This is a genomic window from Streptomyces sp. NBC_00078 (assembly GCF_026343335.1).
Lineage (GTDB): Bacteria > Actinomycetota > Actinomycetes > Streptomycetales > Streptomycetaceae > Streptomyces.
Genome location: NZ_JAPELX010000001.1, coordinates 1,743,657 through 1,757,729, shown reverse-complemented (window position 1 = coordinate 1,757,729; position 14,073 = coordinate 1,743,657). Strand labels below are relative to the sequence as shown.

The 14,073-nt window shown below is 69.2% G+C and carries 10 protein-coding genes; 7 read left to right on the top strand and 3 right to left on the bottom strand.

Annotated elements, in window-relative coordinates:
- Nucleotides 1–202: 202 nt before the first annotated feature.
- From metH to OOK07_RS08130, 4 genes are all read left to right on the top strand, one after another.
- Nucleotides 203–3,718, top strand: coding sequence for a methionine synthase (metH, locus tag OOK07_RS08145; protein WP_266795714.1), 3,516 nt, complete (start codon nucleotides 203–205; stop codon nucleotides 3,716–3,718).
- A gap of 199 nt (nucleotides 3,719–3,917) precedes the next feature.
- Nucleotides 3,918–4,613, top strand: a complete 696-nt coding sequence (locus OOK07_RS08140; protein WP_266678305.1) for an HAD family hydrolase — start codon at nucleotides 3,918–3,920, stop codon at nucleotides 4,611–4,613.
- Between the two features lie 439 nt (nucleotides 4,614–5,052).
- The gene (locus OOK07_RS08135) at nucleotides 5,053–6,657 is read left to right on the top strand and encodes an ABC transporter substrate-binding protein (protein ID WP_266678303.1); all 1,605 of its coding nucleotides are present in this window, start codon (nucleotides 5,053–5,055) and stop codon (nucleotides 6,655–6,657) included.
- 69 nt (nucleotides 6,658–6,726) lie between these two features.
- Complete coding sequence (locus OOK07_RS08130) at nucleotides 6,727–8,307, top strand: ABC transporter substrate-binding protein (protein WP_266678301.1); 1,581 nt, start codon at nucleotides 6,727–6,729, stop codon at nucleotides 8,305–8,307.
- 85 nt (nucleotides 8,308–8,392) lie between these two features.
- On the opposite strand, the gene OOK07_RS08125 is transcribed toward OOK07_RS08130, so the two are convergent.
- Together OOK07_RS08125 and OOK07_RS08120 are read right to left on the bottom strand one after the other, a co-directional pair.
- Complete coding sequence (locus tag OOK07_RS08125) at nucleotides 8,393–9,064, bottom strand: response regulator (protein WP_053673884.1); 672 nt, start codon at nucleotides 9,062–9,064, stop codon at nucleotides 8,393–8,395.
- Between the two features lie 14 nt (nucleotides 9,065–9,078).
- Nucleotides 9,079–10,182 carry a RecB family exonuclease gene (locus tag OOK07_RS08120; RefSeq protein ID WP_405672612.1) on the bottom strand — a complete coding sequence of 368 codons (1,104 nt, stop codon included), beginning with the start codon at nucleotides 10,180–10,182 and terminating at the stop codon, nucleotides 9,079–9,081.
- Between the two features lie 176 nt (nucleotides 10,183–10,358).
- Between OOK07_RS08120 and OOK07_RS08115 the strand changes: the two genes are divergently transcribed.
- From OOK07_RS08115 to OOK07_RS08105, 3 genes are all read left to right on the top strand, one after another.
- The gene (locus OOK07_RS08115) at nucleotides 10,359–11,930 is read left to right on the top strand and encodes a site-2 protease family protein (RefSeq protein WP_266795711.1); all 1,572 of its coding nucleotides are present in this window, start codon (nucleotides 10,359–10,361) and stop codon (nucleotides 11,928–11,930) included.
- A 38-nt stretch (nucleotides 11,931–11,968) separates the two neighbouring features.
- Nucleotides 11,969–12,868 carry a tRNA (adenine-N1)-methyltransferase gene (locus OOK07_RS08110; RefSeq protein WP_266678296.1) on the top strand — a complete coding sequence of 300 codons (900 nt, stop codon included), beginning with the start codon at nucleotides 11,969–11,971 and terminating at the stop codon, nucleotides 12,866–12,868.
- Nucleotides 12,869–13,088: 220 nt separating this feature from the next.
- On the top strand, nucleotides 13,089–13,664 hold the full coding sequence (locus tag OOK07_RS08105) for a hypothetical protein (protein ID WP_266795709.1): 576 nt from the start codon (nucleotides 13,089–13,091) through the stop codon (nucleotides 13,662–13,664).
- Between the two features lie 56 nt (nucleotides 13,665–13,720).
- On the opposite strand, the gene OOK07_RS08100 is transcribed toward OOK07_RS08105, so the two are convergent.
- On the bottom strand, nucleotides 13,721–14,026 hold the full coding sequence (locus tag OOK07_RS08100) for a ferredoxin (RefSeq protein WP_266678292.1): 306 nt from the start codon (nucleotides 14,024–14,026) through the stop codon (nucleotides 13,721–13,723).
- Between the last annotated feature and the right edge of the window lie 47 nt (nucleotides 14,027–14,073).

The window sequence follows — 14,073 nt, the reverse complement described above, 5'->3', positions numbered from 1 at the left end:
CCGCTAATGGTTGGTCGTCATCCGTCGCGATCTGTTGTGTCACTCGTATCCCCTGAGTGACCTGCCCGTCACCCGGGTCCGCCCCGTGGACGCCCTGACCATCCCGGTGCGGACCCGGTTACCCTGGCGAGGTGCGCCCGCCGCGGGAGATCCGCCCAGGGGTGCAAAGCCGACAGCCGTCGCACCCAAGGGAGCCCCTTAAATGGCCTCGTCGCCACTGACCCCTTCCGCCGACAGCCGGACCCGTGTGTCCGCGCTCCGTGAGGCGCTCGCCACCCGAGTGGTGGTCGCCGACGGAGCGATGGGCACCATGCTCCAGGCGCAGGACCCCACACTGGACGACTTCCAGCAGTTGGAGGGCTGCAACGAGGTCCTCAACGTGACCCGTCCGGACATCGTCCGCTCGGTGCACTCCGAGTACTTCGACGCGGGCGTCGACTGCGTGGAGACCAACACCTTCGGCGCGAACCTCACCGCCCTGGGTGAATACGACATTCCCGAGCGCGTCGCCGAACTGTCCGAGGCCGGTGCCCGCATCGCCCGCGAGACGGCGGACGAGTTCGCCGCGCGCGACGGCCGCCAGCGCTGGGTGCTGGGCTCGATGGGCCCCGGCACCAAGCTGCCCACCCTCGGCCACACCACCTTCGATGTCATCCGTGACGCGTACCAGCAGAACGCCGAGGGCCTGCTCGCCGGCGGCGCCGACGCGCTGCTGGTGGAGACCACCCAGGACCTGCTGCAGACCAAGGCCTCCGTCCTGGCCGCCCGCCGGGCCATGGAGACGGCCGGGTACGAGGTCCCGCTCATCGTGTCGGTGACGGTCGAGACGACCGGCACCATGCTGCTCGGCTCGGAGATCGGCGCCGCGCTCACCGCGCTGGAACCGCTCGGCATCGACATGATCGGGCTGAACTGCGCCACCGGACCGGCCGAGATGAGCGAGCACCTGCGCTACCTGGCCCGCCACTCGCGCGTTCAGCTGTCCTGCATGCCCAACGCGGGCCTGCCGGTCCTCGGCCGCGACGGCGCCCACTACCCGCTCACGGCGCCGGAGCTCGCCGACGCCCAGGAGACCTTCGTACGCGAGTACGGCCTCTCCCTCATCGGCGGCTGCTGCGGCACCACCCCCGAGCATCTGCGCCAGGTCGTCGAGCGGGTCCGAGGTACCGCCCCGACCGAGCGGCACCCGCAGCCCGAACCGGGCGCCGCCTCCCTCTACCAGACGGTGCCGTTCCGCCAGGACACCTCGTACCTGGCCATCGGCGAGCGCACCAACGCCAACGGCTCGAAGAAGTTCCGCGACGCCATGCTGTCCGGCCGCTGGGACGACTGCGTGGAGATGGCCCGCGACCAGATCCGCGAGGGCGCCCACATGCTGGACCTCTGCGTGGACTACGTCGGCCGCGACGGCGTCGCCGACATGGAGGAGCTGGCCGGCCGCTTCGCCACCGCCTCCACCCTGCCGATCGTCCTTGACTCCACCGAGGTCCCCGTCATCCGCGCCGGGCTGGAGAAGCTCGGCGGCCGCGCGGTCATCAACTCCGTCAACTACGAGGACGGCGACGGTCCGGAGTCCCGCTTCGCGAAGGTCACCAGCCTCGCGCAGGAGCACGGCGCCGCACTGATCGCGCTGACCATCGACGAGGTGGGTCAGGCCCGCACTCCCGAGAAGAAGGTCGAGATCGCCGAACGGCTGATCGAAGACCTGACCGGCAACTGGGGCATCCACGAGTCGGACATCCTCATCGACACCCTGACCTTCACCATCTGCACCGGCCAGGAGGAGTCCCGCAAGGACGGCGTCGCCACCATCGAGGCGATCCGCGAACTCAAGCGCCGGCACCCCGACGTACAGACCACGCTGGGTCTGTCGAACATCTCCTTCGGCCTCAACCCGGCCGCCCGCATCCTGCTCAACTCCGTCTTTCTCGACGAATGCGTCAAGGCGGGCCTGGACTCGGCGATCGTCCATGCGTCGAAGATCCTGCCGATCGCCCGGTTCAGCGAGGAGGAGGTGCAGACGGCCCTCGACCTGATCCACGACCGTCGCGCCGAGGGGTACGACCCGCTGCAGAAGCTGATGGCCCTGTTCGAGGGGGCCACCACCAAGTCCCTGAAGGCGGGCCGGGCCGAGGAACTGGCCGCCCTCCCGCTGGACGAGCGCCTCAAGCGCCGCATCATCGACGGCGAGAAGAACGGCCTGGAGGCCGACCTCGACGAGGCCCTGAGCACCCGTAAGGCCCTGGACATCGTCAACGAGACGCTCCTGGACGGCATGAAGGTCGTCGGCGAGCTGTTCGGCTCCGGCCAGATGCAGCTGCCGTTCGTGCTCCAGTCCGCCGAGGTCATGAAGACCGCGGTGGCCCACCTCGAACCGCACATGGAGAAGTCCGACGACGAGGGCAAGGGCACCATCGTCCTCGCGACCGTGCGCGGCGACGTGCACGACATCGGCAAGAACCTCGTCGACATCATCCTGTCCAACAACGGCTACAACGTCGTCAACCTCGGCATCAAGCAGCCGGTCTCAGCGATCCTCGACGCTGCCGAGGAGCACCGGGCCGACGTGATCGGCATGTCGGGGCTGCTGGTCAAGTCCACGGTGATCATGAAGGAGAACCTGGAGGAGCTCAACCAGCGCGGCCTGGCGGCGGACTTCCCGGTCATCCTCGGCGGCGCGGCCCTCACGCGCGCGTACGTCGAGCAGGACCTGCACGAGATCTACGAGGGCGAAGTCCGCTACGCCCGCGACGCGTTCGAGGGTCTGCGTCTGATGGACGCGCTGATCGGCGTCAAGCGCGGGGTGCCCGGGGCGAAGCTGCCCGAGCTCAAGCAGCGCCGGGTGCGGGCGGCTTCGGCCGTCGAGGTCGAGGAGCGCCCGGAGGAGGGCCACGTCCGCTCCGACGTCGCCACCGACAACCGCATCCCCGCCCCGCCCTTCTGGGACACCCGCGTGATCAAGGGCATCCAGCTCAAGGAGTACGCGAGCTGGCTGGACGAGGGCGCGCTGTTCAAGGGCCAGTGGGGTCTCAAGCAGGCCCGCACCGGCGAGGGGCCGACGTACGAGGAGCTGGTCGAGACCGAGGGCCGGCCGCGGCTGCGCGGTCTGCTGGACCGGCTGCAGACCGACAACCTGCTGGAAGCGGCCGTCGTCTACGGCTACTTCCCGTGCGTCTCCAAGGACGACGACCTGATCATCCTGGACGAGCACGGCAACGAACGCACCCGCTTCACCTTCCCGCGCCAGCGCCGCGGCCGCAGGCTGTGCCTCGCCGACTTCTTCCGCCCTCAGGAGGCGGGGGAGACCGATGTCGTCGGCCTCCAGGTCGTCACCGTCGGTTCGCGGATCGGCGAGGAGACGGCGCGGATGTTCGAGGCGAACGCCTACCGCGACTACCTCGAACTGCACGGCCTGTCGGTGCAGTTGGCCGAGGCGCTCGCCGAGTACTGGCACGCACGCGTGCGGTCGGAGCTCGGCTTCGCCGGTGAGGACCCGAGCCAGATGGAGGACATGTTCGCTCTGAAGTACCGGGGCGCCCGCTTCTCCCTCGGCTACGGAGCCTGCCCCAACCTGGAGGACCGCGCCAAGATCGCCGACCTGCTCCAGCCGGAGCGCATCGGCGTCCACCTCTCCGAGGAGTTCCAGCTGCACCCCGAGCAGTCCACGGACGCGATCGTGATCCACCACCCGGAGGCGAAGTACTTCAACGCCCGCTGACAAAGGCCGGCCCCGGACACATTCGGGGACACGTCGGCGCACGTCAGGGCGCCCCCCCCCGGCGGTATTCACGGAGTGCCCGGGACCTGCTTCGGTCAAACGAGGCACTTCCGTCGCGGGCGACGTACACTGGTCGGTCCACTGCAGGCCGGTTCCCCAGCGGGAACCGGCCTGGTCGTCCCCAAGGAGGTGCGCCAGGATGACCAGTACGGTCCCCGCGCTCGGAACCCGTACGGCCGAAGGCTCAGCCCTGCAGGCCGTGCTCCTCGACATGGACGGAACCCTGGTGGACACCGAGGGCTTCTGGTGGGACGTCGAGGTCGAGATCTTCGCGGGCCTCGGCCACGTCCTCGACGACTCCTGGCGCCATGTCGTGGTCGGCGGCCCCATGACCCGCAGCGCGGGGTTCCTCATCGAGGCCACCGGCGCCGACATCGCCATGGCCGAGCTCACGGTCCTGCTCAACCAGGGTTTCGAGGACCGCATCGACCGGGCCCTGCCACTGATGCCGGGCGCCGCCAGGCTGCTCGCCGAGCTGTTCGAGTACGAGATCCCCACTGCCCTGGTCTCCGCCTCCCACCGGCGCATCATCGACCGGGTGATCGGCTCGCTCGGAGCCCACCACTTCGCCCTGTCGGTCGCCGGCGACGAGGTGCCGCGCACCAAGCCGCACCCCGACCCCTACCTGGCCGCCGCCGCAGGACTCGGCGTGGATCCGGCCAGATGCGCGGTCATCGAGGACACCGCGACCGGCGTCGCCGCGGCCGAGGCCGCGGGCTGCCACGTCGTCGCGGTCCCCTCGGTGGCCCCCATCGCCCCCGCCGTCCGGCGCACCGTCGTCACCTCTCTCGAAGACGTCGACCTGGCATTCCTGCGCGGACTGATCACCGCCTGATGACGGAAATGCGCTGAGCGTTCACCCAGCGTGCAGCGCCGATAGGACACGAATTCCAGAGCCGGTGTGCGAGGGAATTCGAATCACGGCGGATGACCGAATTCCGGTACCGATCCCCGCCGTCAGGAATGTGAGGTTCCCCACTCACTGGAGCCTCGACAGGTCGCGCACGATGTGCTGTTCGCCCCCTTACGGGGTGCGTCGGCGTGCCCTTGTGTCCCGATTCATGGAACGCTGCACTAATCCTTCCCCTGTCGGTTTTTCGGTCTGTCCACAGTCGGTTCCACTGCGTGATGGGGCCCCAAGTCCGGTGACTTCGAACCGCCGTGCAGGTGCGGACTAATCTCGTCGGGGAACCATCGCCTCTACCCCCGTGATCCGCTGCGACACCCCTGCATGCCGGGTACACGGACCTGAACAGCTCTGGAGAAACACGAGCATGAACCGCAAGACTTTGGTGCTGCCGGCCGTGGTCGGCCTGCTCGCACCCGTGCTCGCCGCGTGTGGGGGTTCCGACAGTGGCAGCAGCGGTGGGGACGCGATCACCGTCGGTACCACCGACGCCTTCACCGCCACCAAGGACGCACCGGCGCCGCTCGATCCGGCGTACGCGTACGACGTCGGCACCTGGAACATCCTGCGCCAGACCGTGCAGACCCTGATGATCCAGCCGAAGGGTGAGGGAGACCCCGTGCCCGAGGCCGCGCAGAGCTGCGGTTTCACCGACTCGGGCAACGAGCGCTACGCCTGCAAGCTGCGTGACGGCCTGAAGTTCTCCAATGGCGACAAGGTCACCGCGGCCGACGTGAAGTACTCCATCGACCGCGCCCGCGCCATCAAGGCCGACTCCGGCGTGTTCGCCCTGCTGTCCACCATCGACACCGTCGAGACGCAGGGTGACAACGAGGTCATCTTCCACCTCAAGACCGCGGACGCCACGTTCCCGTACAAGCTGTCGACTCCGGTCGCGGGCATCGTCAACCCCGACGACTACGAGAAGAACAAGCTGCGCGACGGCTTCGACGTCGACGGCTCCGGCCCGTACACCCTTTCGGCCGAGGTCAAGAACGACGCGATCGTCAAGGCCACCTTCACCAAGAACCCCAACTACCAGGGGACGCTGAAGGTGAACAACTCCAAGGTCGACATGCTCTCGTACGCGGACGCCGACAAGATGGGCACCGCGCTCGACAAGGGTGACATCGACGTCATGACCCGCACCATGACGCCCGAGCAGATCCAGAAGCTGTCCGACGACTCGGACCCGAACGTCGACCTGGTCGAGCTGGCCGGCCTCGAGATCCGCTACCTCGCCTTCAACACCAACGCCCCGAGCGTGAAGACCAAGGCCGTCCGCCAGGCGATGGCCCAGCTGATCAACCGCGGCGAGCTGGTCTCCAAGGTGTACGGCACCCAGGCCGAGCCGCTGTACTCGCTCGTCCCGGCGAGCATCACCGGCCACTCCAACTCGTTCTTCAACAAGTACGGCGACCCGAGCACCGCCAAGGCCAAGGCCCTGCTGACGGATGCCAACATCACCAGCCCGGTCAAGCTGACGCTGCACTACACGACCGACCACTACGGCTCGGCCACCAAGAAGGAATTCGAGATCCTTCAGAAGCAGCTCAACGGCAGCGGCCTGTTCGACGTCAGCATCCAGGGCGCGCCCTGGTCGACGTTCGTCCCGGCCGAGCGCAAGGGTCAGTACGACGTCTGGGGCATGGGCTGGTTCCCGGACTTCCCGGACCCGGACAACTACCTGGCGCCGTTCCTCGACAAGGACAACTTCCTCAAGTCGCCGTACCGGAACAGCAAGATCATCAACAGTCTGATCCCGGCGTCCCGCCGTGAGGCCGACCGCATCGCGGCCTCCTCCAACCTCACCGAGATCCAGGACATCGTCGCCGACGACGTCCCGATCCTCCCGCTGTGGCAGGGCAAGCAGTACGTGGCCGCCCGCGACGACGTGACGGGAACCGCCTATGCTCTCAACTCCTCCTCGACCCTTCAGTTGTGGGAGCTCGGCCGTGGAGTGAGCGGCTGATCTGTCTCGCGTTCGGGGCCCAGGGACGGCGGCCCCGGGGGGTCCCGATCCCGATGAGAAGGCATTGCAGTGAATATGCGCAACCAGTGGCCGGTCCTGCCCGTAGTGGCAGGGCTGGCCTCCGGCCTTTTGACCGGCTGTGGAACGGGCAGCGGCGATGCCGGGGGAACCGGTTCCTCCCTGGTCATGGGAATGTCCGACGACGTCCTGGCCACCGACCCCGCCTCCGGCTACGACCCCGGCTCCTGGCTGTTGTTCAACAACGTCTTCCAGTCGCTGCTCAGCTTTCCCAACGGAGGTACGGAGCCCCAGCCGGAGGCGGCCAGGTCGTGCGGATTCACGGACACGTCGACCACGGTCTACAGGTGCACACTGAGGGACGGCCTCCAGTTCAGCAACGGTGACGCGCTCACCTCCGAGGACGTCAGGTTCTCCTTCGATCGCACGCTCAAGATCAACGACGCCGCCGGCCCGGCGATCATGTTCCCCATGCTGGACAAGGTGGAGGCGCCCGACGAGAAGACGGTCGTCTTCCGCCTGAAGGTCCCCGACGCCACCTTCCCCAGCAAGATCGCCTCCGGCGCAGGCTCCATCGTCGACCACAAGCAGTACGACGCCGACGGGCTGCGCAAGGACGGCGAGGCCGTCGGCTCGGGCCCGTACAAGCTGGACTCGTTCGGCGACGACAAGGCCGTCCTCTCCGTCAACGACAGCTACAAGGGCACCGCGAAGGTGAAGAACTCCGGCGTCACGCTGAAGTTCTTCCACGGAGACCAGTCAGCCCTGAAGAAGAACCTGCTGGCCAACAAGATCGACATCGCCTACCGAGGCCTCAGCGCAGGCGACATCGCCGACATCCAGAACGCCGACAACAGCTCGAAGGCCGAGGTCGTCGAGGGCAGCAGCGCTGAGGTCCAGCACCTCGTCTTCAACATGCACGACCCGGTCGCCGGAAAGCTCGGCGTACGCAAGGCCATCGCCTACCTGATCGACCGCGACGCCCTCATCAAGGACGTCTACGAAGGCACCGCCACCCCGCTGTACTCGATCATCCCGGCCGGTATCGCGGGCCACAACACGGCCTTCTTCGACACCTACGGCGCCAGTCCCTCCCCGGCCAAGGCCGCCTCCGCCCTGAAGGGCGCGGGCATCACCGGCAAGGTGAAACTGACCCTGTGGTCCACCCCCTCGCGCTACGGTCCGGCCACCGACCAGGAACTGAAGGCGATAGCGAAGCAGCTCAACGACAGCGGTCTCTTCGACGCCGACGTGAAGTCCGTCGCCTTCGACCAGTACGAGAAGGACATCGCCAAGGGCAGGTACGGCGTGTACGTGAAGGGCTGGGTGCCGGACTACCCGGACGCCGACAACTTCACGGCCCCCTTCTTCGGCCACGGCAACGTGCTGAGCAACAACTACAGCAACAACACCATCACCGGCACGCTCATCCCGCGCACCGCCGCCGAGAGCGACCGCGCCGCGACCGACAACGACTACGGCAGGCTGCAGGACATCGTCGCCGACCAGCTGCCCGTCCTCCCGGTCTGGCAGGCCAAGCAGTACGCGGTCACCCGCGAGAACGTCTACGGCCTCGAGTACTGCCTCGACGCCTCGACGGTCTTCCGCTTCTGGGAACTCAGCAAGGACTGAACGACCGAGACCACCACGCAGAGACCGGTGCACGCGAAAGGGCGCCCCCCTCCCCCGAGGGGGGCGCCCTTGTTCGCCACGACGCCTACTGCGCGCCGGGGCGCACCAGCCCGCTCTCGTACGCGTACACCGCGGCCTGCACACGGTCGCGCAGCCCCAGCTTGGTCAGTACATGGCCGACGTGCGTCTTGACGGTGGTCTCGCTGACGAAGAGATCGGCCGCGATCTCGGCGTTGGACAGCCCGCGGGCCACCAGCTTCAGCACCTCCACCTCACGGTCGGTGAGCGTGTGCAGTGTGTCCGGCACGGGCTCGTCGCCGGAGGGCAGATGCGTGGCGTACTTGTCGAGCAGCCGCCGGGTGATGCTCGGCGCGAGCATGGCCTCGCCACCGGCCACCACCCGGATCGCCTGCACCAGCTCATTGGCCGGCGCGTCCTTCAGCAGGAAGCCGCTGGCACCCGCCCGCAGCGCCTCCACCACGTACTCGTCGAGGTCGAAGGTGGTCAGCACCAGCACCTTCGCCGGGCCGTCCCGCTCGGGACCGGTGATCTGCCGGGTCGCCTCCACCCCGTCCATGCGGGGCATACGGATGTCCATCAGAACCACGTCGGGCTGCAGGGCCCGCACCTGGTCGAGAGCCTGGAGGCCGTCTCCGGCCTCGCCGACGACCGCAATGTCCTGCTCGGCCTCCAGAATCATCCGGAAGCCGGTACGCAGCAGCGGCTGGTCATCGACCAGTAGGACGCGGATGGCCACGTAAGTCTCCTTCGCTAGTCCGGCCCCATTCTGCCCTGCGTGACGTCTGCCGACTCGGCCGCCCTCACCGGCAGCGGATAGGGCGGAGGAGTGCCGCCGAATTCCGGGCAGTGCGCCTGGTGGTCGCACCAGCCGCAGAGCTTGGTGGGCCGCGGCCGCCAGTCCCCCGACTCCGTCGCCTGCCGGATCGCCTCCCACAGTGCGAGCAGCTTGCGCTCGACGCGCTCCAGGTCGGCGAGGACCGGATCGTAGGTCAGGACGTCCCCACTGCCGAGATACACCAGCTGCAGACGCCTCGGGACGACGTTCTTCAGGCGCCAGACCACCAGGGCGTAGAACTTCATCTGGAACAGCGCGCCCTCGGCGTACTCGGGCCGGGGCGCCTTGCCCGTCTTGTAGTCGACGATCCGCACCTCGCCGGTGGGCGCCACGTCGACCCGGTCGATGATCCCGCGCAGCGTCAGCCCGGACTCCAGCTCGGCCTCGACCCACAACTCCCGCTCGGCGGGCTCGAGCCGGGTCGGATCCTCCAGGGTGAACCAGCGCTCGACGAGCTGCTCCGCCTCGCCCAGCCAGCGAGCCAGCCGCTCGCCCTGCGGATCGTCCTCGAACAGCTTCACCACCTCCGGCCTCGTCTCGCGCAGCCGGTCCCACTGGGCGGGGATCAGGGACTTGGCACGCGGCGCTGTCCGCTCCACGGCCGGCGCGTCGAACAGCCGCTCCAGAACCGCGTGCACCAGCGTGCCCCGCGTCGCCGCCTCGCTCGGCTTCTCGGGCAGCCGGTCGATCACGCGGAACCGGTAGAGCAGGGGGCACTGCATGAAGTCACTGGCCCGCGAGGGCGACAGACTGGCGGGCGCTATGGCCGAACGCGGGTTCGCGCCGGCCGCGTCGCCCGCCGCCGGGTCCGCCTCGATCACCGCTGTCATCGGGTCCGCCTCGACGACCACTGCTGTCGGGTCCACCTCGACCACGACCGCCGTCGAGTCGGCCTCGGCGACCACGGCCGTCGGGTCCACCTCGACCGCCAATGCCGCCGGTTCCGCCGTCACCGGCGCAGCCGCCTGCGCCGTACCGCTGCCCTGGGCCTCCGCCGCGCCCTCCGCGCTCGTCTCCATGTCCCAGACCATACGGCCCGCCACTGACAGTGAACCCAGCCGCGGCCGCGACCGGTGCGACGCCTGTGGAAACACAGGGGGTGCCGGGGCGGAACGCGTCGCGACGGCCGCATACCATCGACCCGAGACCCCTTCCGCCCGGCAGGCGCGGAAGACGCTTCGAACGAGGGGACATCGTGGACGAGAGCGGCGGGAGCGGGCAGCCGCGGTCCGGCAGGGACGAGCCGGCCGAGCACCACGCGGGGTCCGCGACCCCGGCCGCCCCCACACCCACCCCGGCCGACGACCAGCCCACGAAAGCCACCGAGGGCGACGACGACGGCACCACCGAAGGCGACGCCGCCGGCCCGGCCGGGCCCCACGGCGCAGCCCCGGAAGCGAACCCCACCGACAGCCCCGCCGACAACCCCACGGACAAGACCCCCGTGGACCACGTCTCGGCGAGCCACGACACGGCGGGGAACAGCTCCACGGACGAACCCACCGTCGACACCATGGGCACCGACGACCACCCGGGCACCCACCCGCCCGAGCACGGCGACCGCGCCCTCGCCCACTCCGGCACCTCCAAGAACCCCCCGCCCCACCGCCCCGAATCCCCCCGAGGCGGCCTGCTCATGGGCCGGCCCTTCGGCGTGCCCGTGTACGTGGCGCCCAGCTGGTTTCTCGTCGCCGCCCTGATCACCTGGGTGTTCGGCGGCCAGCTCGACCGCGTGCTGCCCGAACTGGGCGCCGCCCGCTACCTCGTCTCCCTCTTCTTCGCGGTCGCCTTCTACGCCTCCGTCCTCATCCACGAACTGGCCCACACGGTCGCCGCCCTGCGCTTCAAACTCCCGGTCCGCCGCATCCAACTCCAGTTCTTCGGCGGCGTCTCCGAGATCGAGAAGGAGGCCGAGACCCCCGGCCGCGAGTTCGTCCTGGCCTTCGTCGGCCCCCTGCTCTCCCTGGTCCTCGCAGGCCTCTTCTACGTCGCCCTGCAGCCCGTCGAGCCCGGCACCGTCCCCGGCGTCCTGTTGGCCGGCCTGATGATCTCCAACCTCATCGTGGCCGTCTTCAACCTCCTGCCCGGCCTGCCCCTCGACGGCGGCCGCATGCTCCGCGCGGTCGTCTGGAAGATCACCGGACGCCCGATGAGCGGCACCATCGCCGCCGCCTGGGTCGGCCGCGCTCTTGCCGTCTCCGTCCTCATCGGCCTCCCGCTGCTCACCCAGTCCGGCGCCCTCGGCTCCACCGCCGAGGACAGCGTCGGCATGGACACCGTCACCGACGCCCTGCTCGCCGCGATCCTCGCCGCCATCATCTGGACGGGCGCCGGCAACAGCCTCCGGATGGCCCGGCTCCGGGAACACCTGCCGGATCTGCGCGCCCGTAAGCTCACCCGCCGCGCCGTCCCCGTGGAGACGAACACCCCGCTGTCCGAGGCGCTGCGCCGCGCCAACGCGGCCGGGGCCCGAGCCCTGGTCGTCGTCGACCCCGAGGGCAACCCCCTCTCCCTCGTCCGCGAGGCTGCCATCGTCGGCGTCCCTGAACACCGTCGCCCCTGGGTCGCCGTCAGCGGCCTCGCCCAGGACCTCACCGACGGCATGCGCGTCTCCGCGGAACTCGCGGGGGAGGACCTCCTCGACGTCCTGCGAGCGACCCCGGCCACCGAGTACCTGGTGGTCGAGGAGACCGGCGAGATCTACGGCGTGCTGTCCGCCGCCGACGTCGAGCGCGCCTTCGTGAAGGCCATGGCCAGGCCGTCCTAGTGGTCGGCGGCCCCGCCAAATCCCGGTAGGCTGTTCACATGTCCGAACCGACCGGTGCCGCCCGCAGGCGCGGGCCCTTCAAGGTCGGGGACCAGGTTCAGCTGACCGACCCCAAGGGCCGCCACTACACGTTCACGCTCGAGGACGGGAAGAACTTCCACACCCACAAGGGTTCCTTCCCGCACGACGAACTGATCGGTGCTCCCGAGGGCAGCGTTGTCCGCACCACCGGGAACGTCGCCTACCTCGCGCTGCGCCCCCTGCTCCCCGACTACGTCCTGTCCATGCCCCGCGGCGCAGCCGTCGTCTACCCCAAGGACGCCGGGCAGATCCTCGCTTTCGCCGACATCTTCCCCGGCGCCCGCGTCGTCGAGGCCGGCGTCGGCTCCGGCTCGCTCAGCAGCTTCCTGCTGCGCGCCATCGGCGACCAGGGCATGCTCCACAGTTACGAGCGCCGCGAGGACTTCGCCGAGATCGCCCAGCAGAACGTCGAGCGCTACTTCGGCGGCCCGCACCCCGCCTGGCAGCTCACCGTCGGCGACCTCCAGGACAACCTCTCCGACACCGAGGTCGACCGCGTCATCCTCGACATGCTCGCCCCCTGGGAATGCCTTGAGGCCGTCTCCAAGGCACTCGTCCCCGGCGGCATCGTGTGTTGCTATGTCGCCACCACCACCCAGCTCGCCCGGACCGTCGAGTCCATCCGCGAGATCGGCTGCTTCAACGAGCCGACCGCCTGGGAGACGATGATCCGCAACTGGCACATCGAGGGCCTGGCCGTCCGCCCCGACCACCGGATGATCGGCCACACCGGCTTCCTGCTCACCGCCCGCCGCCTCGCGGACGGCGTCGAGCCCCCCATGCGCCGCCGCCGCCCCTCCAAGGGCGCCTACGGCGAGGACTACGACGGCCCGAACGCCGACGGGGGCGGCCGCTGACGCGACCGCGTACCGCAGCCAACGTATCGGCGCTGCGGTCGAGTTCCCGGAAACCCACCGGAACTCGACTGCAGCGCCTTTCTGTTGACACTCCGCCACAAACCACCCAATCCGGGCGACCCGTGTTCGGCACCTCGGACCCCACCGTTCCGACGCGCTGTGACGTGTGGCACGATGCAGGCCACCCCCACCGGCACAGCCCTCACAGGAGACGCTCCTAGTGCAGCAATCCGCCGTTCCGGAACTGGCACACACGGACACCCGCCCGATCCACTGGGTCGCCACCGCCACGGCCGTCACGGGCGTGATGGCCCTCTCCTCGCTGCTGCAGCCCAACCCGGCGACGGCCGCCCAGCCGGCCGACACCCGCACCGGGACCGCCCACGCAGCCACCGCACCCGGCACCACGGGCGTCGACTTCCCGATCACCTGCGGCCCGGTGAAAGCCGTGGTGCAGAAGAAGGCCACCGGCGACCTCGACGGCGACGGCAACCCCGAGACCGTGGCCGTGGTGCACTGCGACGCCCCGATGGGCACCCCGCCCGACGGCGTCTACGTCATCACGCGCGCGGGTGCCGACGACAAGGCCCGCGTAGTGGCCACCCTGGTCGACCCCAAGATCGGCGACACGGTCAGCGACTTCACCATCCGCGACGGCAACGTCCTCGCCACGCTCCTCGGCTACTCGTCGAACGACGTGCCCCGCTGCTGCCCCGACGTCACGGACAGTGCGAAGTGGCAGTGGGCGAACGGCGCGTTCGTGCGCTCGACACCCGCCGGCGCACACAGCGTCTGAGCCACGCAAGCCGCGTGTGAGATATCAGACAGCAGTAACAGAACGCACCCGAAGGATCACTCGGCGTCCGGACCGTAGACCTCGACCCGGTCCGAAACCCGCCGCACATGGATGCAGTCGCCCGGACACTCCTTGGCCGAGTCCACCACGTCCGTGAGAAGCGGCAGCGGCACGGCCGTTGTGGCCCCTTCCGCCTGCAACAGCTCGTCGTCCGAGCCCTTCACGTACGCCAGCCCGTCGATGTCCAGCTCGAACACCTCGGGCGCGTACTGGGCACAGATGCCGTCACCGGTACACAGGGACTGGTCGATCCAGACCTCCAGCGCCTCATCGCCGGCCCCGGCCTCCTGCTGCACGCTCATGTCTCCTGCCGTTCAGATGTCGAGCCAAACCGGGAATCCGGCCAGCT

Bases quoted from the DNA above. Each gene is read 5' to 3' on its own strand.
- OOK07_RS08110 (WP_266678296.1), top strand. From the start codon at position 11,969: ATGTCCGAACCGACCGGTGCCGCCCGCAGGCGCGGGCCCTTCAAGGTC.
- OOK07_RS08100 (WP_266678292.1), bottom strand. From the start codon at position 14,026: ATGAGCGTGCAGCAGGAGGCCGGGGCCGGCGATGAGGCGCTGGAGGTC.
- OOK07_RS08135 (WP_266678303.1), top strand. From the start codon at position 5,053: ATGAACCGCAAGACTTTGGTGCTGCCGGCCGTGGTCGGCCTGCTCGCA.
- metH (WP_266795714.1), top strand. From the start codon at position 203: ATGGCCTCGTCGCCACTGACCCCTTCCGCCGACAGCCGGACCCGTGTG.
- OOK07_RS08140 (WP_266678305.1), top strand. From the start codon at position 3,918: ATGACCAGTACGGTCCCCGCGCTCGGAACCCGTACGGCCGAAGGCTCA.
- OOK07_RS08120 (WP_405672612.1), bottom strand. From the start codon at position 10,182: ATGGAGACGAGCGCGGAGGGCGCGGCGGAGGCCCAGGGCAGCGGTACG.